The organism is Rhizobium sp. AN73, assembly GCF_030757975.1.
Lineage (GTDB): Bacteria > Pseudomonadota > Alphaproteobacteria > Rhizobiales > Rhizobiaceae > Agrobacterium > Agrobacterium arsenijevicii.
Genome location: NZ_JARWME010000002.1, coordinates 180,368 through 203,805, shown reverse-complemented (window position 1 = coordinate 203,805; position 23,438 = coordinate 180,368). Strand labels below are relative to the sequence as shown.

Sequence of the window (23,438 nt, the reverse complement as noted above, 5' to 3'; positions counted from 1 at the left end):
TTGTGGAATGATAATTAAGGCAATCGACGCGCAAGTATACTACCGTTTATTAAAAAACATCTTAAGAGATATTCGCGATGCACATTTTTCGATGTTTCAGCCAGAAGAAAAATATAGAAATCTATATCAAAATATCAGAGTCATACATCTCGATTACATAGGACTGTTTGGCGATTTTTTAGAGAACATAAAAAGAGAGAAAGATCAAAATAAAATCGCTAAATCAAAAATAAAATTCAAAATGGCGAGACGAAGACAAGGCAATTTTCGACTACTATCAAAAGTTGAAGCGCATTCTTATCTTTCGAATATCACGGATATATGGACGCTTCGCTTTTTAACGACTGTTATTTGGTACCTATCTTACTCTGCAACGCCAAATGTACCGAGATTGCATACATTAGAAGCCTTAGACTTAGAGATTGTTCTGGCTCTACAAGATGATTTAATCGGCGACAGGGCATGGGATTCATCTTCAGATGCCTTTTGGGCAGAAATAGAAGATTTAGAAGACGCCGAAAGTCTAACTGAAATAACGAAATATATGCTTGATTCAATAACAGAAAGATACGCTTTGCTGGAAATGACATTTGGGGAAATGTCCAGCGGAAATGCGCTACAAAAAAAGCGAATTACACTCACCAAACACACTAGCCATATGCAGCGAGAGATAGACCGCCGGAAAACTCGATATTATTCGGAAATAGCTTAGGGGGCCGATTATGACTACCATCATCAAGAACGGCACCATCGTCACCGCCGACCTGACCTACCGCGCCGATGTTAAAATCGAAGGCGGCAAGATCATCGAGATCGGCGCTGATCTGACGGGCGGCACCCTGCTCGATGCGACGGGATGTTACGTCATGCCGGGTGGCATCGATCCGCATGTGCATCTGGAAATGCCGTTCATGGGCACCTATTCCGCCGATGATTTTGAGAGCGGCACGCGGGCGGCGCTTGCCGGCGGCACGACCATGGTGGTGGATTTCTGCCTGCCGGAGCCGGGCCAGTCGCTTCTTGATGCCCTGCAAAGATGGGACAACAAAGCGACGCGCGCCAATTGCGATTATTCCTTCCATATGGCCGTCACCTGGTGGGGCGAGCAGGTCTTCAACGAGATGAAGACGGTGGTTCAGGAAAAAGGCATCAACTCGTTCAAGCACTTCATGGCCTATAAGGGCGCGCTGATGGTGAATGACGACGAGATGTTCGCCTCGTTCTCGCGCTGCGCCGAGCTTGGCGCCATTCCCTTCGTCCATGCGGAAAACGGCGATATCGTCGCGCAGATGCAGGAAAAGCTGATGGCCGAGGGCAATGTCGGGCCGGAAGCGCACGCCTATTCCCGGCCGCCTTCCGTGGAGGGCGAAGCCACCAACCGCGCCATCATCATCGCCGATATGGCGGGTGCGCCGCTTTATGTCGTCCACACATCTTGCGAGCAGGCGCATGAAGCGATCCGCCGCGCCCGCCAGAACGGCATGCGGGTCTATGGTGAACCGCTGATCCAGCACCTGATCCTCGACGAGAGCGAATATGCCAATGCCGATTGGGACCATGCTGCCCGCCGCGTCATGTCGCCGCCCTTCCGCAACCGGCAGCATCAGGACAGCCTCTGGGCGGGTCTGGCTTCCGGCTCGCTGCAATGCGTGGCGACCGACCATTGCGCCTTCACCACCGATCAGAAACGCTTCGGCCTTGGCGATTTCCGCAGGATACCGAACGGCACCGGCGGGCTGGAAGATCGCATGCCGCTGCTCTGGACGCACGGCGTCGCAACCGGCCGCCTGACGATGAACGAATTCGTCGCCGTCACCTCCACCAATATTGCGAAGATCCTGAACACCTATCCGAAAAAGGGCGCGATCCTTGTCGGCAGCGATGCCGATATCGTCGTGTGGGACCCGGCGCGGGAAAAGACCATCAGCGCGGCAAACCAGCAATCGGCCATCGATTACAACGTGTTCGAAGGACAGAAGGTCAAGGGCCTGCCCCGCTTCACCCTGTCGCGCGGCGTCGTCAGCATCGAGGAAAGCACCGTCAAGACGCGGGAGGGCCACGGCCAGTTCATCGCCCGTGATCCCTATCCCGCCGTCAGCAAGGCACTTTCCACATGGAAAGAACTCGTCGCGCCGCGCAAGGTGGAACGCAGCGGCATTCCGGCATCGGGTGTATGACCGTGAGCACCGATCCGAAACGCGAAATCGTCATCGCTGCCGCCGTTCTCTTGAATGCGCGGCGGCAAATGCTTGTCGTGCGCAAGCGCGGCACCACGCAATTCATGCAGCCGGGCGGCAAGATCGATCCGGGTGAAACACCCGAGCAGGCGCTTCACCGCGAGCTTGCCGAAGAAATCGGCCTGACGCTTCCTGAAAATGCCGCCCGATATGAGGGCGTCTTTCGCGAGGAAGCCGCCAATGAGACGGGGGCGGAGGTCGTCGCCCACGCCTTCGTCGCGCGGCTTTATGACGATGTTGCCCCGCAGGCGGAGATAGAGGAGGTGCGCTGGCTCGATGTCGATGCGACCTCCAATCTGCCGATCGCCAAACTCACGGAAACACGTATGCTGCCGCTGGCGCGCGCAGCCCTGACGGAAAGTGGAAACAAGCCACGATGAATGAAGCCTCTTCCTATTCCGTCGTTTCCGCCAGAAATCTCGACCTCACCTTCGAGACCGGCGATGGCCCGGTGCACGCGCTTTCCAATGTCGATCTGGAGGTCGGCAAGGGCGAATTCGTCTCCTTCATCGGCCCTTCCGGCTGTGGCAAGACGACGTTCCTCCGGGTCATCGCCGATCTTGAAAAACACACCTCGGGAGAGATCACCGTCAACGGCACCACGCCGGAAAACGCCCGCAAGGACCGCTCCTACGGTTACGTCTTTCAGGCCGCAGCACTTTACCCATGGCGCAGCATCGAAAAGAACATCGCACTGCCGCTCGAAATCATGGGTTATACGAAAGCCGAACAGCGCGAGCGCATCGAGCGCACGCTCGACCTCGTCAACCTCAACGGTTTCAGCAAGAAATACCCGTGGCAGCTTTCCGGCGGCATGCAACAGCGCGCCTCCATCGCCCGCGCACTCGCCTTCGATGCCGACCTGCTGTTGATGGACGAGCCTTTCGGCGCTCTGGACGAGATCGTCCGCGACCATCTGAACGAGCAGCTTCTGAAACTCTGGGATACGACCGGCAAGACCATCTGCTTCGTCACCCACTCCATTCCGGAAGCGGTTTATCTCTCGACCAAGATCGTCGTCATGTCGCCACGGCCCGGCAGGGTGACGGATGTGATCACGTCCACGCTGCCGAGGGAAAGGCCGCTTGAGATCTGCGAGACGCCGGAGTTTCTGGCGATTGCGCATCGCGTGCGCGAGGGGCTGAAGGCGGGGCATAGCTATGAGGGGTGATTTTCGACGCAAACTCATTGCGGGAGGCTCTACCCCCTCTGCCCTGCCGGGCATCTCCCCCTCAAGGGGGAGATCGGCAGGAAGCCCTACCACCGATCCATTCGCAAACGTTGAGATGGGCGAAACCCAACCGCGAGTCGATCTCCCCCTTGAGGGGGAGATGTCCGGCAGGACAGAGGGGGTAAGCCCCACCCACGGATTGGCGATACCTCCCACCCACCGAGGGCGCCGCAATGACCCTCATCCGCCACCGCATCCTCCCCATCCTCACCGTCCTCCTCGCCATCCTCATCATCTGGCACCTCGCCGTCGTCTATCTCAACATGCCCTTCGCCCGCGATCAGGCAAACCGTGCCGGCCAGACGCCGAGCTTCATGGAGCTTCTGCCGCAAACCTTCGCGCAGGAGCGCCCGGTTCTCCCCGCCCCACACCAGATCGTCGCGGAACTGTGGGACACCACGGTCAACAAGGCGATCACCTCCAAGCGCAGCCTCGTTTATCACGCCGGCATCACGCTCTCAGCCACCCTGCTCGGTTTCGCCATCGGCGCTGTCCTCGGCATCCTCTTGGCTGTCGCCATCATCCATAACCGCGCCATGGATCGTTCGGTCATGCCGTGGATCATCGCCAGCCAGACGATCCCGATCCTTGCCGTCGCGCCGATGATCATCGTCGTGTTGAACTCCATCGGCATTTCCGGGCTGTTGCCGAAGGCGCTGATTTCCACCTATCTCTCCTTCTTCCCCATCGTCGTCGGCATGGTGAAAGGCCTCAGAAGCCCCGAAACCATCCAGCTGGACCTGATGCACACCTATAATGCCTCGCCTGGCCAGATCTTCTGGAAGCTGCGCTGGCCCTCGGCGCTGCCCTATCTCTTCACCTCGCTGAAGATCGCCATCGCGATTGCGCTGGTCGGCGCCATCGTCGGCGAATTGCCGACAGGCGCCGTCGCCGGTCTCGGGGCACGCCTGCTCTCCGGCTCCTATTACGGCCAGACGGTGCAGATATGGGCGGCGCTGTTCATGGCCGCCGGTGTCGCCGCCATTCTGGTGTCGATCATCGGCATTGCCCACGCCGCCGTCCTTAAAAGAATGGGAGCCCGGCCATGACCCATCCCGGCTGGTTTATCGGCGCGATCCTGTTCTGGCTTACCGCTTGGGCCTTCAACGAATGGCTGGTGCGCCGCCGGTTCTCCTCGCCAGCAGCAAAGCGTATGAGCCGCATGGCCGTACCGCTTCTGTTCGGGTTGGCCATTCTCGCACTTTGGGAAGGTGTGGTGCGCGGTTTTTCCGTGCCGCCCATCCTGCTGCCCGCGCCGAGCGCCATCCTAGCCCGCCTTCTCACATCCTTGCCGATCCTTTGGGCGGATTTCCGCCAGACTTTCCTCAAATCGGTGCTGACGGGTTATGTGCTCGGCTGCGGCCTCGGCTTCATCGTCGCCATCCTCATCGACCGTTCGCCCTTCCTCCAGCGTGGGCTGCTGCCCATCGGCAATTTCGTCTCCGCCTTGCCTGTTGTCGGCATCGCGCCGATCATGGTCATGTGGTTCGGCTTCGACTGGCAGTCCAAGGTGGCCGTTGTCGTCATCATGACGTTTTTCCCGATGTTGGTGAACACGGTTCAGGGGGCTTGCCGCCTCCAGCCACATGGAGCGCGACCTGATGCGCACCTATGCCGCCGGCTGGTGGCCGACATTGGTGAAACTACGCCTGCCCGCCGCCTGGCCTTTCATCTTCAATGCGCTGAAGATCAACTCCACGCTGGCGCTGATCGGCGCCATCGTCGCCGAGTTCTTCGGTACGCCCATCGTCGGCATGGGTTTCCGCATCTCGGCGGAAATGGGCCGCAGCAATGTCGATATGGTCTGGGCCGAAATCGCCGTCGCGGCGCTTGCGGGTTCAGGCTTTTATGGTCTGGTGGCGCTCGCTGAGCGGGCCGTCACCTTCTGGCATCCGTCCGTCCGTGGGGGACGAACGTAAATAACGAAAAAGGGAACAGCGATGAAAATGAAACTTGCATCCATGCTTCTTGCCGGTGCGTCACTTCTGACGGCGGTGAGCGCCGAAGCCGCCGACAAGATCACCCTGCAACTGAAATGGGTGACCCAGGCGCAATTCGCCGGTTATTACGTCGCCAAGGACAAGGGTTTCTATGAAGCAGAGGGCCTTGACGTCGACATCAAGCCCGGCGGCCCGGACATTGCCCCGGCACAGGTTCTGGCCGGCGGCGGCGCGGATGTGATCGTCGACTGGATGCCGTCTGCACTCGCCACCCGCGAAAAGGGCGTTCCGCTCGTCAACATCGCCCAGCCTTTCAAATCGTCAGGCATGATGCTGACCTGCCTCAAGGAAACCGGCATCACCAAACCGGAAGATTTCAAGGGCAAGACGCTCGGCGTCTGGTTCTTCGGCAATGAATATCCGTTCCTGTCGTGGATGGCGCACCTGAAAATCCCGACCACCGGCGGCGCGGATGGCGTTACCGTTCTCAAGCAGGGTTTCAACGTCGATCCGCTGCTGCAAAAGCAGGCCGCCTGCATTTCCACCATGACCTATAATGAATATTGGCAGGTCATCGATGCAGGCATCAAGCCGGAGGAACTCGTCACCTTCAAATACGAGGCGGAAGGCGTGGCGACGCTGGAGGACGGTCTTTACGTTCTCGAAGACAAGCTGAAGGACGCCAAATTCAAGGAAGACATGGTCAAATTCGTCCGTGCTTCCATGAAGGGCTGGAAATGGGCGGAAGAACACCCCGATGACGCCGCCGGTATCGTTCTCGAAAACGATGCCTCGGGCGCCCAGACCGAAAAGCACCAGAAGCGCATGATGGGCGAAGTCGCCAAGCTGACGGCCGGCTCGAAAGGCGCGCTGGACAAGGCGGATTACGAGCGCACCGTCAAGACGCTGCTCGGCGGCGGTTCCGATCCTGTCATCACCAAGGAACCGACTGGCGCCTACACCACCGAAATCACCGATGCGGCGCTGAAATAGTCAAATCGAACCCGAAAGCATGGAACGCGCGGCACTGTCCGCGCGTTTTTTTACGCGTTGGTGACCCCATTGATGAATTACAACGTCTCGACATATACAAAAATGTATATCAACCATGATGGCTATGCGGATTGATTTGTATAACAACTAACATTAGAGTCCCCGCCAACAAGACTGCCAAATTTGATCTTGTAAAAAAGCACGCGGCAAAGGTGCTTGAGATTCGCGTTGAGGGGCGTTTGAATCGGGAGGATCGAAAAGGAAGTATTGTGACCCCTTGTTTCACATTCGTTCTCGCATGACCTTTTAAAACACGCCTTGAGGCTGAAGGACATGCGATCGAATATTGCGCGAGCCAAGACACATGCAGCATAGAGTCACGTTTAACCGCTTTGTTTTCCTTCTTCTTTCCGCAACGGCCCTGCCACTCTCGGCCGTGGCCGAAGGAGAAGCGCAGGAACCGGTCAAACAGCAGAACCTTCCCTCCATCATTGTCGCGAAAGCCACGACACGGGATCTCGTGGACCGCATCATCGCCACCGGCACGATCCGGCCCGTGGACGAGATCTATGTCCAGCCGCTGGTCGACGGCCTGTCGATCGATGAGCTGAATGTCGATATCGGCGACCGGGTCGAGGCCAATGCGGTTCTGGCCGTGCTCTCTTCCGACAGTCTGCTTCTGCAAAAGAGCCAGCTTGAGGCCAACAAGGCCAAGGCCGAGGCCTCCGTAACCCAGTCGAAGGCGCAGGTGCTGGAAGCGCAGGCCAATCTGGCCGATGCCGTTCGCCAGCGTGACCGCGCCGCAAGGCTCGGCCAGAGCGGCTCCGGTTCGGTCTCCGAGACGGAAAAGACCGAAGCCGCAGCCCAGGTTGCTCAGGCCCGCCTCGATGCCGCCAAACAGGCCGTTTCCGCAGGAGAGGCCGACAGCAAGGTTGTCGACGCGCAGATCGACGATATCAATCTGAAGCTGACGCGCACGGGTGTGAAAACCCCGGTCTCCGGCATCGTATCCGCCAAGAACGCCAAGGTGGGTGCCATTGCCAGCGGCGCCGGCACCCCGCTTTTCACCGTTATCAAGGACGGCGCGATCGAACTCGTCGCCGATCTTTCCGAGACCGATATCATGAAGGTCAAGGCCGGCCAGAAAGCCTATTTGACGGTTGCGGGCGGAGCTGAGAAAATAGAGGGCAAGGTGCGGCTCGTGTCGCCCACCGTCGATCCGTCGACGCGCCTCGGTTCCGTGCATGTGGTGCTGCCGACCGATAGCCCGGCGCGGTCAGGCATGTATGCCAGCGCAGAGATCATCGTAAAAGAAACGAACGCGCTTGCCCTGCCGCTTTCGGCCGTCACCTCCGGGCGTGAAGGCTCGACCACCCGCAAGGTGGAAGGCGACATCGTCAAGCAGGTGAAGATCGAGACCGGCATCGAAGACAGCGGTTTCATTGAGATTGTCAGCGGGCTTGCCGCTGGCGACAAGGTTGTCGAGAAAGCTGGAGCATTCGTGCGTGATGGTGACCGGATAAGACCGGTGGAAGCCCAGACGGCTGCGTCCAACTGACTGAGGGAATGAAATGAACTTCTCCGCATGGTCAATCCGTAACCCGATTGCGCCGCTGCTCGGCTTCGCGCTTTTGATTTTCCTCGGCATACAGGCGTTCAACGCCCTGCCGATCACCCGTTTTCCGAACATCGACGTTCCCGTCGTTGCCGTCACCGTGACCCAGAGCGGCGCTTCGCCGTCGGAACTGGAGATGCAGGTGACGAAGGAGATCGAAGACGCCGTCGCCGCCATCAGCGGCGTCGACGAAATCCAGTCGACCGTCACCGACGGACAGTCCCTGACCACCGTTGTCTTCCGCATCGAAAAGCCGACGGAAGAGGCGGTTCAGGACGTCAAGGACGCCATCGACAAGATCCGCAGCGATCTGCCGGCCGATATCGAAGTGCCTGTCGTCAGCAAGATCGACGTGGAAGGCCAGGCGATCCAGACCTTTGCCGTGTCCTCGCCGAACATGACGCTGGAAGAACTGTCGTGGTTCGTGGATGACACCATCAAGCGCTCGTTGCAGGGCAAGTCCGGCATCGGCAAGGTCGACCGTTACGGCGGCGCCGACCGCGAAGTGCGCGTTTCGCTGAGCCCCGAAAAGCTCGACGCCTACGGCATCACCGCAAGCGAAGTGAACAGCCAGCTGCGCGGCACCAACATCGATCTCGGCTCTGGCCGCGGTCAGGTTGGCGGCAACGAGCAGACGATCCGCACGCTCGGTGACACCCGTGACGTGACGCAGCTTGCCAACACCACCATTGCGCTCTCCAACGGCCGCTTCGTGAAGCTTTCCGAACTCGGCACGGTCAAGGATACCTATCAGGAGCAGAAGTCCTTCTCGCGGTTCAACGGCAACCCCGCCGTCACCTTCGCCGTGTTCCGCTCCAAGGGCGCCAGCGAGGTTTCGGTCGCCGAAACCGTGGCGGAAAGCCTCGATCAGGTCCGCAAGGATCATCCGAACGTATCGATCCAGATGGTCGATGACGCCGTCTATTTCACCTATGGCAACTACAAGGCGGCGCTCGATACGCTGATCGAAGGCGCGATCCTCGCCGTTATCGTGGTTCTGCTGTTCCTCAGGAACTGGCGCGCAACCCTGATTGCCGCCGTCGCCCTGCCGCTCTCCGCGATCCCGACATTCTGGATCATGGACCTGATGGGCTTTTCGCTGAACCTCGTCAGCTTCCTGGCGTTGACGCTCGCCACGGGTATTCTCGTGGACGACGCCATCGTGGAAATCGAGAACATTGCCCGCCACATCAAGATGGGCAAGACGCCATATCGAGCCTCTCTTGAAGCTGCCGACGAAATCGGCCTCGCAGTCATCGCCACCAGCTTCACCATCATCGCCGTCTTCGTGCCGGTGTCGTTCATGCCCGGCATTCCCGGACAGTACTTCATCCAGTTCGGTCTGACGGTCGCCTTCTCGGTGTTCTTCTCGCTTGCGGTTGCCCGCCTCATCACACCTTTGATGGCGGCCTATCTGATGCGCGCCGAAGACGCGATGGACGACCATGCCGACAATGACGGCTGGTTGATGAAGGCCTATACGCGCATGGTTTCCGCCACCACCCGCAAATGGTGGGCGCGTTACCTGACGCTGGTCGGCGCCATCGGCTTCCTCATCGCTTCCGTCATGCTTCTGAGCCAGGTGCCGGGCAGCTTCCTGCCGCCGGACGACGCCTCACGCGTGACGCTTTCGGTGGAACTGCCGCCCAATGCGACGCTTGATGAAACCGACCGGACGACGACCGAAATCTACCACGCCATCCGCGATATCAACGGTGTGGAGAGCGTCTTCATCCTCGGCGGCGCTTCGCCCAAGGGCGATCTGGAGCTTCGCCGCGCCACCGTCAACGTCATTCTCCAGCATATCGACCATTCGCTGCTCAAGCTGGTGGTCAACAAGGGGCTGGGTTCCATTCCGCTCATCGGCCAATATCTTCCGAAGGTGGAAGAAAAGGGCCGCGTCCGTCCGCAATGGGATGTGGAGCGGGATATCTTCGCCAAGGTCCGCACCATCCCGGATGTGCGCATCATCAAGCTGAACGACCGTGCCGAGCGTGAACTGAGCTTCAACTTCCTCTCTTCGAACGAGAAGGATCTGAACGACGCCGTCGGCATTCTCGAAAGCCGCCTGCGCGCCTCGCCCATCCTTGCCAATGTCAGCTCGGAAGGCGCCCTGCCAAGACCCGAACTGCAGATCCGCCCGCGCAAGGACGAGATTGCCCGCCTCGGCATCACGCCGCAGCAGATCTCGCAGACGGTGCGTGTCGCCACCATCGGTGACATCGACGCACAGCTGACGAAAATCTCGCTTGATGACCGGCAGATCCCGATCCGCGTGCAGGCATCCATCGATACCCGCCGCGATCTCGCCACCATCCGCGCGCTGAAGATCAAGACCGCATCCGGTTCGCTGGTGCCGCTCTATAGCGTTGCCGATATCGACTATTCGGAAGGTCCAAGCTCGATCAAGCGCAACGACCGCAACCGCGTCGTCTCCATCGGCTCCGACGTGCCGTTCGGCACGGCGCTTGATACTTCAACGGCCGAGTTCAAGCGCATCGTGGCGGAAACCCATCTGCCGGCAAGCGTTCGCCTTGCCGAAAGTGGTGACGCCAAGGTGCAGGGCGAAATGCAGCAGGGCTTCGTCAACGCCATGTTGCTCGGCCTGTTGCTGGTGCTGGTGGTGCTCATCCTGCTGTTCAAGGATGTCATCCAGCCCTTCACCATCCTGTTCTCGCTACCGCTTGCCATCGGCGGCGTGGCAGTCGCGCTCATCATCACGCAGAACGCGCTTTCCATGCCCGTTCTCATCGGCATCCTGATGCTGATGGGTATCGTGACGAAAAACGCCATCCTCTTGGTGGATTTCGCCATCGAAATGCGCCGACACGGCATGGAACGGGTGCATGCCATGGTCGAAGCCGGCCGCAAGCGCGCCCGCCCGATCATCATGACCTCGATTGCCATGTCGGCGGGCATGTTGCCCTCCGCGCTCGGCGTCGGCGAAGGCGGTTCCTTCCGCGCGCCGATGGCGATTGCGGTGATCGGCGGCATCATAGTCTCGACGGTACTGTCCCTGATCGTGGTTCCGGCCTTCTTCCTGATCATGGACGACCTGTCGCGCCTGCTCGCCCACCTGTTCGGCCGCTTCGTCGGCAAGAAGGAAGAGGAGGAAGAGTCCCTCTCCAACGAGAAACTCTCCGACATCGCCCGCGAAAACAGCCAGGCGCTCTCCTCGCTGGAGGCACGGGTCGCCAGCATGGAAAAGGGCTCAGGCGAAAAATCCGGCGACAAGGGCAGTAATATATTAAGGCTGCCGCCGCTCGCCGCCGAGTGAACGTAAAAACGCCGGGCCCAGTGCCCGGCGTTTCTTTTTGTGGCAAAACTCTCCCCTCGACGTAACAACGCCAACGCCCATTTGATCGAAATCAATTCCCTTTTCGGCCCAGCTGCTAATCTCCCTCGCATCGGGAATTGCCGGTCGAAGGATAATGCGATGAGCTCTTTTCAGATAGGCGTGAGGGAAAAGGAACATCCCCGGTTTCGTATCGCCTCTGACAACCCGGCAAAAGGTTTGAGCGGGAGCCGGATGGACGTGAACAAGACCGTGAAGCTGAGCAACAGGGACAGGAACATTCTGCTGCGCGCACCCCTGATAGGGATTGCGGACGAAGCGGCGTCGTTGAAGCTGATGGAGGCGGCAACCGTCACCAATCTCAATGCTCGCCATGTGCTCTTCAAGGAGGGCGAGGCAGCGCAATATTTCTACTGCGTCCTGTCGGGTTATGTGCGCCTTTACCGGCTGGACAGGCACGGGCGCGAGGCGGATGTGCGGGTCAGCGGTCCGGGTGATACCTTCAACGAATGCCTGATCTTCGGCAGCGACAGCTATCGTTACAGCGCGCAGGCGGCCGAGAACTGCACCGTGGCGCGGTTCGATCTCACAAGAATCCGCAACCTCATCGATCAGGAACCGGCAATCGCCAAGGCCGTGATGCGCTGCCTGTCCAACAGCCTGCTCGGCACCATGGATTGCATCGCCAACGACCGGCTGCAAACCGCGCCGCAACGCGTCGCCCACTACCTCATCAATCAGGGGCCGCGTGACGCCACATCCTTTTCGTTGCGGCTGCCCTTCCAGAAAAGTCTGCTCGCCGGCAAGCTCGGCCTTGCGCCGGAAGCCCTGTCGCGTGCCTTTTCCGCACTGAAAAAGGCCGGCGTCACCGTGCGCGGCCGCATCGTGCAGGTCAACGACGTCGCGGCGCTGAAGCAGATCTAGAGCGTGGCCCGGCCGCATGATAGGGGCCACGCCGTCGCGGCCCTTTTTCGTGTCGCCGCGGCGCATGCCCGGCTCGCCACAAGGCTATCTTAAGCATTGAACAGGTTGCCCATTTCGGTTTATTCGGCCGCCCGCTATAACAGCGATGCAAAATATGCAGCTGCAACGTTAAAGAGGGACGTCCATGACACGCTACCGACATTTAACAAGCCTGTTTGCCGTAGCCTCGCTGGGTGCGTTCCTGGCACATGGCGCCATCGCCCAATCGAATGTGAAGGCAATGCCAACGAAGAGCCCGCGTACCTATGTCGCCGTGTCAAACGGCACCTCGGCAACGCTGGGCGAAACCATGAAACTCAGCCGCACCTCCGCACATTTCTCGCTGCTAAAAGGGGAAATGAAGCTTCAATATTCCGACACCTGGAAAAACAGCAGCGATACGGAATTCGGCGGAGACGTCTATCAGGTGCTGAACGCCGACGCGTTTTTCGCACAGAACAAAGGCAAGAACGGCTTTTGTGACAAGCCGGTCAAGTGGGTTACCGTCAAGGATTCCAGCGATACACTGGGTGAAGGCGCTATCCGCGTCGGCATGCTGAGCATCGACGACTGGCACAAATATAATTCCAACTCGCTCGGCGCCTGCAGTGCGGATTCATTCGCGCTGAAATAGCCGCCTGTCGCGGAACCCGTAATCAGGCGGGTTGCGGCACGAAACGGAAGGTCTCGCCCTGCCGCTCGACACGGAAAAATCCGCCGAGATGGCCGCCGGAAACCAGCCAGCCATGGTCAGCGACATCGGCGAGCGCCTTGATGCGTGTCGCGTAAGCAAGCTCGGAATCGATATCGTAAACGAAACCGATGCCGGGATCGTTTGCCTGCAGCTCGCTAATGTGCAGCACGTCACCCCACAATAGCAGCTGATTGTCGATGAGATAACCGACATGTCCCGGCGTATGGCCTGGCATGGCGATTGCCTCTATACCCTCGGCAATCCTGCCGACAGGGATCGGCCGCAGCATGGCCCCGCAAATATCGAGCAGCCGGGCGGCAATGTCGAAAGCACCCTGCCGGGCGGGCGGCAAGGTCTTTCGTGCCTCCTCACTGGTGAAAAAGGCAAGATCGGCCTCGGGAACCCATATTTCCGCATTGGGAAAATAAGGCCGGTCGCCATCGATAAGACCGAGCGCATGGTCGCCGTGAATATGGGTAAGGATGACCCGGTTGACATCGCCCGGCTGAATTCCAGCGGCAATCATCGCGGCACGCGCATGGCCGTAGCTCGGACCCCAGGCCGTGCCGCAGCCGGTGTCTATCAGCGAAATGCCATCAGGCCCGGACAGCGCAAAACAGTTGACATCCATATCCACCGTTTCGCCCTCGTGCCCGGCAAGGGCAGTAGTCAGGGCGGCTTCGCCCTGCCGATGGAGGAGATGGCCGACCGGCGCCTTGTAGACACCATCGACAAAACGGGAAACATCATAGGGACCGAAACGGCGGGACGTCGTCATGTTTCAGAGACCGCCCTGCTCTTTCAGGAAACCGACGATGCGATCGACACCCTCGCCGCGTTTCATGTCGGTGAAGACAAAAGGCATGGCGTTGCGCATGCGGGTCGCGTCATTGTCCATGACAGTCAAATCGGCACCGACATAGGGCGCCAGATCCTTCTTGTTGATGACCAGCAGGTCCGAGCGGGTGATGCCCGGCCCGCCCTTGCGCGGAATTTCCTCGCCCTGGCAGACGGAGATCACATAGATGGTGATATCGGCGAGATCGGGCGAGAAGGTCGCCGCCAGATTGTCGCCGCCGGATTCGATAAAGACCACGTCGAGATCGGGAAACCGGGCATTGAGACCGGCAATCGCCTGAAGATTGATCGTCGCATCCTCCCGGATGGCCGTGTGCGGGCAGCCGCCCGTTTCGACGCCGACGATACGCTCGGAAGGCAGCGCCTGCATGCGCACCAGCGCTTCCGCATCTTCCTTGGTGTAGATATCGTTGGTGACGACGGCGACGGAATAATCGGCGCTCATCGCCTTGCAGAGCTTCTCCGTCAACGCGGTCTTGCCGGAACCGACCGGTCCACCAATACCGACGCGCAGCGGGCCATTGCCCGATTTCATGCCCCCCGATTTCATGCCCGATGTCACAACCATGTTCCCTTCGATATGCTTTGATATTTCCCCCACCATAACGCTTCACACCGCCGCTTCAAGGGCGACAATGCTGCATTGCGGTGTGATGCTCAGGAGCGGAAAAGCCGTGTCGCCTGCGTCTCGTGGCGCATGGCCGCCGTGTCGGCGATAACAGTGGCGCTGCCGAGATCGTCGAGCGTGGATTGCACGGCGCGAGCCGCCATTTCGCCGATCGTCACCTCGCTTGCGGCGAGAATGGCGACACCATCCTTCTGTCCTGCGACGCCGAGCCGGATGCCCGCCGAAACGATCTGCGAAACACCGGCATGCAGGAACGCGGCAAGTGTTTCCCGAAGCGGCACGCCATGCCCGGCTGCCACCGCCCCTATGGCAACGGGATAGGGAGCCTCCTTAGGCAACAACTCCAAAACTGCATGCGGCCATGCCCCGGCAGCGGAAACGAAGGCATCTCCCAGAAGCACGGTCTCGCGGTAGCGCTCCGCCGAACCGGCCAGCGCGCGGCCCAGATCGGCCGTTTCGCTCAGTGCGATGGCATCCTGCGAGCTTCGCCAGGCATCAGCCAGAAATACCGCATCGTTCCACAGACTGCCCGAACGCAGAAGCACCTCCACCCAGCCGTAAAGACCGGCGGCATCACTGACGCGCCGGTCCTCCACCGCCTTTTCAAGACCGCCGGAATAGGAAAAACCGCCAATGGGAAAGGCGGGCGACATCCAGGCCATCAGCCGTAGCAGCGCGGCAACGCCGCGATCTTCGCTCACGCCTCAGCCGTGGTCGTGATGGTGGCCATGATCATGGCCGTGCCCGTGGGAATGACCACCATGGGCGTGATAGGCGCCGCGTGCCGGCTGGAAAGGTTCTTCCACATCGCGCACGGTTGCACCGAGACCTTCCAGCATGGCGCGGATGACGTGATCGCGCAGGATGAGAATACGCTCTTCCTCGATCTGCGCCGAAAGGTGCCGGTTGCCCAGATGCCAGGCAAGTTCGATCAGGTGAAGACGGTCTTTCGCCTTGATTTCGAACAGCTTTTCATCCGCCGCGCGAACCTCCACCAGATCGCCGTTCTCCACCACCAGCAGATCGCCATGGGCAAACAGCACGGCCTCCTTCAGATCCAGCATCACCATCTCGTCGTTCTGCAAATGCAGCAGCTTGCGGCGCAGATGCCGCTGGTCATGTGCCAGAGTGACATAACCGGAAGGTTCGTCGGCTGGAGTTCCGGCGGGGTGATAGGAGGTGACGCGCAGCATGGGATGATCCGTTTCAGAAACAGTCTTGGGGTTCCGATTGTTGACGGATAGGCGGGATGATTTCAAGGCGCGATTTCAGGTCGAACGCATCTCGGAAAACGAAAAAGCCCGACATCGCTGCCGGGCCTTGTCAAAAAAAATCAAACCACAATCAGGCCGCAGCGCGGCTCTTGAGGTTTTCCAGAATGTTCTGCGGCGAGGAAACGCCATAGGGGTCGCTATCGCAATTGTCCGAATAGCCCTCTTCCTCGAACCACTGCTCCACCAGACCGTCGTTGATGACGGCGGCGTAACGCCAGGAGCGCATGCCGAAACCGAGATTGTCCTTGGCAACCAGCATGCCCATCTTGCGGGTGAACTCGCCCGAACCATCAGGAATGACCTTGACGTTTTCGAGGCTCTGGCCCTTTGCCCATGCATTCATCACGAAGGCGTCGTTGACCGACAGGCAATAGATTTCATCGACGCCGAGCGCGCGGAATTCGCCCGCTAGCTTTTCGAAATCGGGAAGCTGGAAGGTCGAGCAGGTCGGCGTGAAAGCGCCGGGCAGTGAGAAGAGAACGACTCGTCTGCCCTTGAAGTAATCGTCGGAGGTCATGTCCTGCCAACGGAAAGGGTTCGGGCCGCCAACGGCCTCATCACGAACACGGGTGCGGAATGTAACCGCGGGCACTTTCTTGCCGAGCATGTCTTTCTCCTGATCTGTCTTCAATTTTCTGGCGTTTTGCGCGGATCGCTTGGGATCGCTCCGCACGAAATTCTTTTGCGGCTTCCATAGCGCAAGAAGCATTGCGGTGCAGCATAAAAATCGGATTACCAGACGTCAAATGAACGAAACGTCGCACCGCCGGAAGATCAATTGTGCAGCGCCACCGACCAGCGCAGCAAAGGCGGCAATGGCGTCCACCAGCCCGTGCGAATACCGGCTTGCCGCAACATGGCGGCCGACCATGTGTTGCAGCCGGCGAGCGCGTTGAACCAGCCATTCGCCTCGAAAAATCCATCCGTCAGGCTGTAGGAAGCACCGGGTATAAGCTGAACTTCGCCGTTCTCCCGCAGGAAACTCGCACGAATTCCCGCCACAAGGCGCTGATACCCCGCTTCGGAAATGCGAAGGCGTTTTACCCCGGCAAGGTCGGCCGGAAAATCCCCCCGTCACGTCCACATACATCACCGATTGGTCGAGCGTCAGCGAGCGCAACACAGGCATGGGTTTCAGATCGGCCCAGGTGGGCGTCTGTATATAGAATGACCGGCCGCCCCAGCCGAACACCAGATAGGCTGCGGCGGGATGGTTGACCGCGATACCGCCCTCCTGCAATTCGGCAAAGACCTGCCGCAGACCGTCATCGACCGGCAGGGCGATATCGGTGTGGATAGGGTTGGATAAAAGCAGGATTTCGCGATCCCTCACGACGCTTGCTTCATCAGCGAAAAATGGACGCGGCACAACGGTGCCGAGCACAAGAAGCAGGGCGACCAGCAGCACCGCGCCACCGATCCACCTTATGATACGTCTCAACATGAGGTGCCGTTAAAACAGGAAATAACGCTGCGCCATCGGCAGCACGGTCGCCGGTTCGCAGGTCAGAAGCTCGCCATCGGCACGCACCTCGTAGGTTTCCGGGTCGACCTCGATATGCGGCGTGAGCGAATTGTGGATCATCGACGCCTTGGAAATACCGCCGCGCACGTTCTTCACCGCCAAGAGCTTCTTGGCGACGCCGAGACGCCCTGCAAGACCGGCATCCAGCGACGCCTGACTGACAAACGTGACCGAGGAATTGGTGCGCAGCTTGCCATAGGCGGCAAACATTGGCCGGTAATGCATCGGCTGCGGTGTCGGAATGGAGGCGTTCGGATCACCCATCGGGGCTGCGGCGATGGAACCGCCGAGCAACACCATTTCTGGCTTCACGCCGAAGAATGCCGGGTTCCACAACACCAGATCGGCGCGCTTGCCGACTTCGATGGAGCCGATCTCGTGGCTGACGCCCTGGGCGATGGCCGGGTTGATGGTATATTTGGCGATGTAACGGCGAACGCGGAAATTGTCGTTTTCGCCGGTCTCTTCCTTGAGACGACCGCGCTGGCGCTTCATCTTGTCGGCCGTTTGCCAGGTGCGGATCGCCACTTCGCCAACGCGACCCATGGCCTGGCTATCGGACGAAATGATCGAAAACGCGCCGATATCGTGGAGAATATCCTCGGCAGCGATGGTTTCCTTGCGGATGCGGCTTTCGGCAAACGCGATATCCTCAGGGATGGACGAGGACAAATGGTGGCACACCATCAGCATGTCCAGATGCTCGGCCAGCGTATTGATGGTGTAGGGCCGCGTCGGGTTGGTGGATGACGGAATGACGTTCGGGTTGCCGCAGACCTTGATGATATCAGGCGCATGGCCGCCACCGGCACCTTCGGTGTGGAAGGCATGGATGGTGCGGCCCTTGATGGCGGCAACCGTGTCTTCCACGAAACCGCTTTCGTTCAGCGTGTCGGTGTGGATCATCACCTGCACGTCGTATTCGTCGGCCACCGTCAGGCAATTGTCGATGGCAGCCGGTGTCGTGCCCCAGTCCTCATGCAATTTCAGCGAGGAAGCGCCGGCAAGAATCATTTCTTCCAGAGGTGCTGGCAACGAGGCATTGCCCTTGCCGGCGAGCGCGAGATTCATCGGGAAGGCGTCGAAGCTCTCGATCATGCGCTCGATGTGCCACGCGCCGGTGCAGGTGGTGGCAAGCGTGCCATGCGCGGGGCCGGAACCGCCGCCCAGCATGCAGGTGACGCCGCTCATCAGCGCTTCTTCGATCTGCTGCGGGCAGATGAAATGAATATGCGCATCCATGCCGCCGGCGGTCAGGATCTTGCCTTCACCGGCAATCGCCTCCGTCGAGGGACCGACGATGATCGTCACACCCGGCTGCGTATCGGGGTTGCCAGCCTTGCCGATGGCGTGGATGCGCCCGTTCTTCAGGCCCACATCCGCCTTGTAGATGCCGCTGTGGTCAACGATCACGACATTGGTGATGACGGTATCGACAGCGCCCTCGGCCCGCGTCGCCTGGCTCTGGCCCATGCCGTCGCGAATGACTTTGCCACCGCCAAATTTCACTTCCTCGCCATAGGTCGTGTAGTCCTTCTCGATCTCGATGAAGAGCTCGGTATCGGCAAGACGCACCTTGTCGCCAACGGTCGGGCCGAACATGCCGGCATAGGCGGCGCGGGAAATCTTGTAAGGCATGGGTTCAGGCTCCTTCGGACGCGGAGAAAATCGATGTGGGAGAAATTCGTGTCAGTCGGCCCTCATGTGTGAGGGCCTCTACAAGCTGTTTTTCGGCGGCAAACGGATGCCCGTTCCAGCCGTGATGACCAAAACCGGCAATCGCCACCTCGTCATCATCGCCGCTCACGGTCTCAAGGACATGGGCAATGGCAAGAAGCCCGGTGCTCGGGCAGACGTATGGGGCCGGCGCATAGGCCTGCAATACGTGATCGAGCCGCTCATGCACGCCACGCGGAATGACGATGTGGCTCTTGCCTGTTGCTTCGGCGATCTCAGCGAAACCGGCGGTGTAATCGGTACAGAAATCGGTGAGTTCCGGCCAGCGCGCGCGGATATCCGGCTCCATTTCGGCAAATTTCACGGGATCGCGAACCGACCAGATCGCGGAAGCCCGCTGCACCCCGTCATTGTCGCGCCACTCGGCCCCTTCGCTCATCTCGCGGCCGGGTCGCCCGGTATTGCAGACGGCAACCACATCCGTGCGGCTGCCGCCCGCGCCCAGCGAGCGGCAATCGTTGAAGCGGATGACGATGTCGGAAAGGTCGATGAGATCAGCCACGCCCTGCGGCATTTCCCCGTTTCCGACAATCATGATCCGCCGCCCCATGCCGTTCAGAAGCCTTCGGAAAGTTCGCGCAATTCGTCGGCGCGTTTGCTGCTCATATCGGCAAGGCAGGAGGAAACCAGCATCGGCTCCATCGTGCCGCCGCGCGCCTGAAAGCCGAAGGCTTCGCAATTGGCGTCGCGAAACGCCACCCAGGCGCGTTGGGCGGCAATCAACGCGTCGGTTGCGCCCTTGTCGCTCTCTTCCGCCGACTTGTCGCGCTCGGCAAGCTGCTTGCGAACCTTCTGATACTCGGCGTTCAGCTGTTTGTCGGCCTTGTCGTATTCCTGCCCGGCGCAGATGGTCATATCGGTCTGGGTTTGCGGCGATGTGCAATCGGGCGCATCGTCGGCAAACGCAGGGCCAGCCGCCAGAAACAGCAGCGCAGCCGCGACATGGAATTTTTGCACTGTCATGGCCATCATTCAGGCCGCCGCGCCATCGAAAGCCTGCGACTTCAGCGCACGCGGATCGACGCTGTCGAGACAATTGGCATTCACCGCCACCATCGGCGTTCCGTCCGGGCCGTCGGCATAGGCAAAACTTTCGATGCCGCAGGTGGAGCAGAAAAGATGATGGATTTTGTGCTTGTTGAACAGATATTCCGTCAGCTTGTCCTCGCCGGAAAGCAGCGTGAACTTGTCACGCGGCGCAAAGGCAAGCGTGGAACCGAGGCGCTTGCAGCGCGAGCAATTGCAGACAACTGTGTGGTCGAGGTCGGCATCGACCTCGAAGCTGACGCTGCCGCACTGGCAGCTTCCGTGATAATGCGCCGTGGTCATGTCAGAGCCTCCCCATTACCTGTTGACGAAAACCGTAAACTTCGCGCTTGCCGGAAAGCGGCACCAGCGTCACTTCCCGCTTCTGGCCGGGTTCGAAACGAACCGCAGTGCCAGCCGGAATATCGAGACGCATGCCGCGCACCCTGTCGCGATCGAAGACTAGCCCCGCATTGGTCTCGAAGAAATGGTAGTGGCTGCCCACCTGCACCGGCCGGTCGCCGGTATTGGCCACCTCGATCGTCACCGTCGGCTGGCCGGCATTGAGTTCGATGGTGCCTTCTGCGGCAATGATTTCGCCTGGTTTCATGGTGCTCCCCTTTATCTCTCTCAAGCGGCCGTCACTGTCGCGCAGCCCTCGGCCTTCAGCACCCGCTTCGTCGATGCCGGGTTGTTCACGAGCCTGGCCGCCGGGCGAATGGGCCTGCGAACCAGCTCGCCGCCGCAATTCGGGCAGGCGCCGTGGAGCACATCCGTCGCGCAATCGGCGCAGAAGGTGCATTCGAACGAGCAGATCATCGCATCCCGGCTGTCGGGGGCAAGATCACGGTCGCAGCATTCACAATTGGGCCGAAGCTCCAGCGCCATATTGGCCCCCTCACCGTATCGGTTCGTGAACAGTCACAAGCTTGGTGCCATCGGGAAACGTCGCTTCCACCTGCACATCATGGATCATTTCGGCGATGCCTTCCATCACCTGATCGCGGGAAATAACATGCGCGCCGGCTTCCATCAGGTCGGCGACAGCACGGCCATCGCGCGCACCCTCGACCACGAAATCGGTAATCAGCGCAATCGCTTCGGGATAGTTCAGCTTCACGCCGCGCTCCAGCCGGCGGCGCGCCACCATGGCGGCCATGGAAATCAGCAGCTTGTCTTTTTCTCTCGGAGTAAGGTTCATCGTCGTCCCGCAGCTTTCGCATCAGCCCCTTTAACCGGTAGCGTTTCCGGGGCAAAATCCGACTTGTTTGACAGACCCCGGAAGTCGCCGGTAACGGGCAATCCAGAGCTTTACAGATTCCAGACTTTCGGCACTGGCGCGCCGTTTCGCAAGAGCGAAATGATCGGAAAAAGTAATTTTCTGAGCGAGAAACCATCGGCGGCGGAAACGCGCACGACAAGCTTGCCCTGCCATTCGCTGGCACCGCCGCTTTCACCGGCAATAGCCCTGATTTTAGGCAAAAGCGCTTCGGCCAGCGGCCCGATATAAAGAAGCGTCGCAAAGGCCACCTGCCCGGCAAGCACCGCCGGTTTCGCGGTCAGCTCCGCCACTTCGCCCGCAAGCAGCAGCTCTTCGGCATGCACCAGCTTGCCCCCGTGGCGAATGCGCCAGCGATCCCGGAACAGGCCCTGCTGCATCGCCTCGCCCATGGCCTGACGCCCGAGCAGAACGGCTTCGACGGCAATGAATTCGGAGGTTGCGTCGAGATCGGCTTCCAGCCTGCGGGTCAGCGACGCCCGGTCGAAAAGAATGGTTTCCTGCGGCAGCCAGTGCAACCGCGCGCCCGGCCCGGCGGAAACGCGGGCGGTGACGGCAGCGGTTCCGGACGATGCCTTGTAGACCTTCTCGCAGGCCTGCGTTGTCACCACCAGCGAGGTGCCGGCACCGGCAACAGCCTGCCATTCCATTTCGTCTCCGCCGGTCAGGCCGCCGGAGGAGTTGATGAGGATGGCCTCGATTTCGCTGGAAAAAGTATCCGGCAGGCGGATTTTGGCGCAGCCTTCCTGAAACAGCTGGTCCAGCCGGCTGCGCCCTTCGACAGCCTTGGTTACAATGCGTCCTCTGCCACGGGCGCGTTGCTGCCGGACAGGTTCACCGTCTTTGAGACCGGAAGGGCGGATGGCTTGCTGTTCTGGCTGCACGCGGTCTCCGAAACGGTTGCGGAAGCGGACCCGGCCTTGGCGCCGCAATCCTTTTTGACGACGGCGTCCACCACCATCTGTCCTTCCGTGTTGCGGAAGAAATCCCACATTCTTTCCGCCGCATCAACCGTGCGCGTCACTTCGCCTGTGGGCATCTTGCGCTCCACCGCGGGTTCGGCCTTCGGCGTCTGCTCGCCGCCCGGCTTGCGGGTGACGACGGCGCTCGCAGCCAGCACTTCCGCCTTCATGGTGGCGCGCGGCCAGGCATGGTCCCAATCATTGATGACATAGGACTGGATGCGTGCGCCGCCCTTGCAGACATCATAGGAATTGATAGTGAAGCTCTCGCCCGGCCTGGTTTTCGCGCCGCCTTTGCAACCATCCATTTCGGCCCAGCGCTTCAGCGCCGTTTCGCCGCCATATTGCCAGTAGGACTTGCCGCCGCCCTGATAGGGATTGGCCGGATCTTTCAGCCCCGCAAAGGCGATGATCGACATCGGTCGCACCGGTTTGCAGCTTGCCGCATCCGGTCCCCATTTGCCGTCCGTCTCCAGCGGATAACCCGCACGCAGCGACGCAACAAAGCCGGCAGCGGCAAAATCTGTGCTGCCGTTGCAGATGAATTGCGACAGCATGCGCCCGCCGCCGGAATAACCGGAACCGTAAAAGCGCTCCTCATCCACGCAGAACTTGCCCTTCACCATGGCAATCGCATCGCGAATGAAGCTCACCTCATCCAGTCCGCCGGGACGCGTGGTAACCCCCGGAACATTCCAGGCATGGGTGCCGGGCATTTCGCCATTGAGGCTGCCCGCCAGCGCCACCACGACAAGGCCGTCGCGCTCGGCAAGCTTGTCCCAGCCGCTGCGGTTCAGCTGGCCGTGCGGATTGCTATTGGAACCATGGAAATCGAACACGACAGGCAGCGGCTTTTTTCCGTCATAGGCCGATGGAACGAAATAGACGCCCTGGCGTTTCTGACCACTGGAGAGAATGGAAAAATCGTGCCTGCCCTGCTCCATGCCGGGTCCGGAAACCTGACCGCAGGTCGATGCCGACGCTGCGACACCGGCGCTCGCGCACATGGCAAGGCCCAGAACGAGGGTGCGGGCGGAACGGAACAGCCGGGCGGCCCGGCCGGGGGCAAAGTCTGCTTTCATTGACACGCCTTTATGGGCACAATTTCTCCAACGATACGTCGGACGTGCATGGAATGTAAGGGATCAACTGTCGCGGCGTGCGAATAGACTTGTCCTGTG

24 protein-coding genes and 2 pseudogenes are annotated in these 23,438 nt (G+C 60.0%); 11 read left to right on the top strand and 15 right to left on the bottom strand.

Annotated elements, in window-relative coordinates; translation table 11 throughout:
- The first annotated feature begins 7 nt into the window (after positions 1–7).
- The 11 genes and pseudogenes from RBH10_RS10845 (at position 8) to RBH10_RS10795 (ending at position 12,908) form a co-directional block, all read left to right on the top strand.
- Complete coding sequence (locus tag RBH10_RS10845) at positions 8–712, top strand: hypothetical protein (protein WP_281037208.1); 705 nt, start codon at positions 8–10, stop codon at positions 710–712.
- Between the two features lie 10 nt (positions 713–722).
- Positions 723–2,177 carry a dihydropyrimidinase gene (hydA, locus tag RBH10_RS10840; protein ID WP_281037209.1) on the top strand — a complete coding sequence of 485 codons (1,455 nt, stop codon included), beginning with the start codon at positions 723–725 and terminating at the stop codon, positions 2,175–2,177.
- A complete protein-coding gene (locus RBH10_RS10835; RefSeq protein WP_281037210.1) occupies positions 2,174–2,617 on the top strand; it encodes an NUDIX domain-containing protein in 444 nt (147 codons plus the stop codon). Before hydA ends, RBH10_RS10835 begins: the two co-directional genes overlap by 4 nt.
- Entirely contained in the window at positions 2,614–3,408 is a 795-nt protein-coding gene (locus tag RBH10_RS10830) for an ABC transporter ATP-binding protein (protein WP_306180601.1), read from the top strand. Before RBH10_RS10835 ends, RBH10_RS10830 begins: the two co-directional genes overlap by 4 nt.
- A 233-nt stretch (positions 3,409–3,641) precedes the next feature.
- Positions 3,642–4,517, top strand: a complete 876-nt coding sequence (locus RBH10_RS10825; protein WP_281037212.1) for an ABC transporter permease — start codon at positions 3,642–3,644, stop codon at positions 4,515–4,517.
- A pseudogene (locus RBH10_RS10820) lies at positions 4,514–5,387 on the top strand (ABC transporter permease). Before RBH10_RS10825 ends, RBH10_RS10820 begins: the two are co-directional and overlap by 4 nt.
- Positions 5,388–5,408: 21 nt before the next feature.
- Complete coding sequence (locus RBH10_RS10815) at positions 5,409–6,401, top strand: ABC transporter substrate-binding protein (protein WP_281037214.1); 993 nt, start codon at positions 5,409–5,411, stop codon at positions 6,399–6,401.
- Between the two features lie 364 nt (positions 6,402–6,765).
- Positions 6,766–7,959: an efflux RND transporter periplasmic adaptor subunit gene (locus tag RBH10_RS10810; protein WP_281037215.1), complete on the top strand. Its 1,194-nt coding sequence runs from the start codon at positions 6,766–6,768 to the stop codon at positions 7,957–7,959.
- 13 nt (positions 7,960–7,972) lie between these two features.
- Positions 7,973–11,293, top strand: a complete 3,321-nt coding sequence (locus RBH10_RS10805) for an efflux RND transporter permease subunit (RefSeq protein WP_281037216.1) — start codon at positions 7,973–7,975, stop codon at positions 11,291–11,293.
- Between the two features lie 252 nt (positions 11,294–11,545).
- Positions 11,546–12,235, top strand: coding sequence for a Crp/Fnr family transcriptional regulator (locus RBH10_RS10800; RefSeq protein WP_045017632.1), 690 nt, complete (start codon positions 11,546–11,548; stop codon positions 12,233–12,235).
- 184 nt (positions 12,236–12,419) lie between these two features.
- Positions 12,420–12,908 carry a hypothetical protein gene (locus RBH10_RS10795; RefSeq protein WP_281037217.1) on the top strand — a complete coding sequence of 163 codons (489 nt, stop codon included), beginning with the start codon at positions 12,420–12,422 and terminating at the stop codon, positions 12,906–12,908.
- Between the two features lie 22 nt (positions 12,909–12,930).
- Here the strand turns inward: RBH10_RS10795 and RBH10_RS10790 are convergent, their stop codons facing one another.
- The 15 genes and pseudogenes from RBH10_RS10790 to RBH10_RS10720 all read right to left on the bottom strand — a co-directional run bounded on the left by RBH10_RS10790 (position 12,931) and on the right by RBH10_RS10720 (position 23,339).
- Complete coding sequence (locus RBH10_RS10790; protein ID WP_281037218.1) at positions 12,931–13,746, bottom strand: MBL fold metallo-hydrolase; 816 nt, start codon at positions 13,744–13,746, stop codon at positions 12,931–12,933.
- Between the two features lie 3 nt (positions 13,747–13,749).
- Positions 13,750–14,361, bottom strand: a complete 612-nt coding sequence (gene ureG / locus RBH10_RS10785; RefSeq protein WP_045017941.1) for an urease accessory protein UreG — start codon at positions 14,359–14,361, stop codon at positions 13,750–13,752.
- A 122-nt stretch (positions 14,362–14,483) separates the two neighbouring features.
- Entirely contained in the window at positions 14,484–15,155 is a 672-nt protein-coding gene (locus tag RBH10_RS10780) for an urease accessory protein UreF (RefSeq protein ID WP_281037219.1), read from the bottom strand.
- 3 nt (positions 15,156–15,158) lie between these two features.
- On the bottom strand, positions 15,159–15,647 hold the full coding sequence (gene ureE, locus RBH10_RS10775; RefSeq protein WP_162633806.1) for an urease accessory protein UreE: 489 nt from the start codon (positions 15,645–15,647) through the stop codon (positions 15,159–15,161).
- 151 nt (positions 15,648–15,798) lie between these two features.
- Positions 15,799–16,335 (bottom strand): peroxiredoxin, encoded by a 537-nt coding sequence (locus RBH10_RS10770; protein WP_281037220.1) that lies wholly within the window; start codon positions 16,333–16,335, stop codon positions 15,799–15,801.
- A 167-nt stretch (positions 16,336–16,502) separates the two neighbouring features.
- Positions 16,503–17,172, bottom strand: a pseudogene (locus RBH10_RS10765) (TIGR02117 family protein).
- Between the two features lie 9 nt (positions 17,173–17,181).
- On the bottom strand, positions 17,182–18,891 hold the full coding sequence (gene ureC / locus RBH10_RS10760; RefSeq protein WP_281037222.1) for an urease subunit alpha: 1,710 nt from the start codon (positions 18,889–18,891) through the stop codon (positions 17,182–17,184).
- A gap of 4 nt (positions 18,892–18,895) precedes the next feature.
- Entirely contained in the window at positions 18,896–19,540 is a 645-nt protein-coding gene (locus RBH10_RS10755) for a Urease operon accessory protein (protein ID WP_281037223.1), read from the bottom strand.
- 5 nt (positions 19,541–19,545) lie between these two features.
- Positions 19,546–19,953 carry a lysozyme inhibitor LprI family protein gene (locus RBH10_RS10750; RefSeq protein ID WP_281037224.1) on the bottom strand — a complete coding sequence of 136 codons (408 nt, stop codon included), beginning with the start codon at positions 19,951–19,953 and terminating at the stop codon, positions 19,546–19,548.
- Positions 19,954–19,962: 9 nt separating this feature from the next.
- Entirely contained in the window at positions 19,963–20,319 is a 357-nt protein-coding gene (locus RBH10_RS10745; RefSeq protein ID WP_045017651.1) for a GFA family protein, read from the bottom strand.
- A gap of 1 nt (position 20,320) precedes the next feature.
- The gene (locus RBH10_RS10740; protein WP_045017653.1) at positions 20,321–20,626 is read right to left on the bottom strand and encodes an urease subunit beta; all 306 of its coding nucleotides are present in this window, start codon (positions 20,624–20,626) and stop codon (positions 20,321–20,323) included.
- Between the two features lie 20 nt (positions 20,627–20,646).
- Positions 20,647–20,904: a DUF1272 domain-containing protein gene (locus tag RBH10_RS10735; RefSeq protein WP_281037225.1), complete on the bottom strand. Its 258-nt coding sequence runs from the start codon at positions 20,902–20,904 to the stop codon at positions 20,647–20,649.
- Between the two features lie 10 nt (positions 20,905–20,914).
- Positions 20,915–21,217 carry an urease subunit gamma gene (locus tag RBH10_RS10730; protein WP_045017658.1) on the bottom strand — a complete coding sequence of 101 codons (303 nt, stop codon included), beginning with the start codon at positions 21,215–21,217 and terminating at the stop codon, positions 20,915–20,917.
- Positions 21,218–21,327: 110 nt separating this feature from the next.
- The gene (locus RBH10_RS10725; protein WP_281037226.1) at positions 21,328–22,179 is read right to left on the bottom strand and encodes an urease accessory protein UreD; all 852 of its coding nucleotides are present in this window, start codon (positions 22,177–22,179) and stop codon (positions 21,328–21,330) included.
- Positions 22,086–23,339 (bottom strand): PHB depolymerase family esterase, encoded by a 1,254-nt coding sequence (locus tag RBH10_RS10720; protein ID WP_281037227.1) that lies wholly within the window; start codon positions 23,337–23,339, stop codon positions 22,086–22,088. Before RBH10_RS10720 ends, RBH10_RS10725 begins: the two co-directional genes overlap by 94 nt.
- Between the last annotated feature and the right edge of the window lie 99 nt (positions 23,340–23,438).

What these genes read in the sequence shown, in the direction of transcription:
- RBH10_RS10730 (WP_045017658.1), bottom strand. Translation starts at nt 21,217, where the DNA reads ATGAACCTTACTCCGAGAGAAAAAGACAAGCTGCTGATTTCCATGGCC.
- RBH10_RS10795 (WP_281037217.1), top strand. Translation starts at nt 12,420, where the DNA reads ATGACACGCTACCGACATTTAACAAGCCTGTTTGCCGTAGCCTCGCTG.
- RBH10_RS10800 (WP_045017632.1), top strand. Translation starts at nt 11,546, where the DNA reads ATGGACGTGAACAAGACCGTGAAGCTGAGCAACAGGGACAGGAACATT.
- ureC (WP_281037222.1), bottom strand. Translation starts at nt 18,891, where the DNA reads ATGCCTTACAAGATTTCCCGCGCCGCCTATGCCGGCATGTTCGGCCCG.
- ureG (WP_045017941.1), bottom strand. Translation starts at nt 14,361, where the DNA reads ATGAAATCGGGCAATGGCCCGCTGCGCGTCGGTATTGGTGGACCGGTC.
- RBH10_RS10810 (WP_281037215.1), top strand. Translation starts at nt 6,766, where the DNA reads ATGCAGCATAGAGTCACGTTTAACCGCTTTGTTTTCCTTCTTCTTTCC.
- RBH10_RS10845 (WP_281037208.1), top strand. Translation starts at nt 8, where the DNA reads ATGATAATTAAGGCAATCGACGCGCAAGTATACTACCGTTTATTAAAA.
- hydA (WP_281037209.1), top strand. Translation starts at nt 723, where the DNA reads ATGACTACCATCATCAAGAACGGCACCATCGTCACCGCCGACCTGACC.
- RBH10_RS10755 (WP_281037223.1), bottom strand. Translation starts at nt 19,540, where the DNA reads ATGGGGCGGCGGATCATGATTGTCGGAAACGGGGAAATGCCGCAGGGC.
- RBH10_RS10720 (WP_281037227.1), bottom strand. Translation starts at nt 23,339, where the DNA reads ATGAAAGCAGACTTTGCCCCCGGCCGGGCCGCCCGGCTGTTCCGTTCC.
- RBH10_RS10825 (WP_281037212.1), top strand. Translation starts at nt 3,642, where the DNA reads ATGACCCTCATCCGCCACCGCATCCTCCCCATCCTCACCGTCCTCCTC.
- RBH10_RS10740 (WP_045017653.1), bottom strand. Translation starts at nt 20,626, where the DNA reads ATGAAACCAGGCGAAATCATTGCCGCAGAAGGCACCATCGAACTCAAT.
- RBH10_RS10815 (WP_281037214.1), top strand. Translation starts at nt 5,409, where the DNA reads ATGAAAATGAAACTTGCATCCATGCTTCTTGCCGGTGCGTCACTTCTG.
- RBH10_RS10830 (WP_306180601.1), top strand. Translation starts at nt 2,614, where the DNA reads ATGAATGAAGCCTCTTCCTATTCCGTCGTTTCCGCCAGAAATCTCGAC.
- RBH10_RS10745 (WP_045017651.1), bottom strand. Translation starts at nt 20,319, where the DNA reads ATGACCACGGCGCATTATCACGGAAGCTGCCAGTGCGGCAGCGTCAGC.
- RBH10_RS10835 (WP_281037210.1), top strand. Translation starts at nt 2,174, where the DNA reads ATGACCGTGAGCACCGATCCGAAACGCGAAATCGTCATCGCTGCCGCC.
- ureE (WP_162633806.1), bottom strand. Translation starts at nt 15,647, where the DNA reads ATGCTGCGCGTCACCTCCTATCACCCCGCCGGAACTCCAGCCGACGAA.
- RBH10_RS10750 (WP_281037224.1), bottom strand. Translation starts at nt 19,953, where the DNA reads ATGACAGTGCAAAAATTCCATGTCGCGGCTGCGCTGCTGTTTCTGGCG.
- RBH10_RS10770 (WP_281037220.1), bottom strand. Translation starts at nt 16,335, where the DNA reads ATGCTCGGCAAGAAAGTGCCCGCGGTTACATTCCGCACCCGTGTTCGT.
- RBH10_RS10735 (WP_281037225.1), bottom strand. Translation starts at nt 20,904, where the DNA reads ATGGCGCTGGAGCTTCGGCCCAATTGTGAATGCTGCGACCGTGATCTT.
- RBH10_RS10805 (WP_281037216.1), top strand. Translation starts at nt 7,973, where the DNA reads ATGAACTTCTCCGCATGGTCAATCCGTAACCCGATTGCGCCGCTGCTC.
- RBH10_RS10790 (WP_281037218.1), bottom strand. Translation starts at nt 13,746, where the DNA reads ATGACGACGTCCCGCCGTTTCGGTCCCTATGATGTTTCCCGTTTTGTC.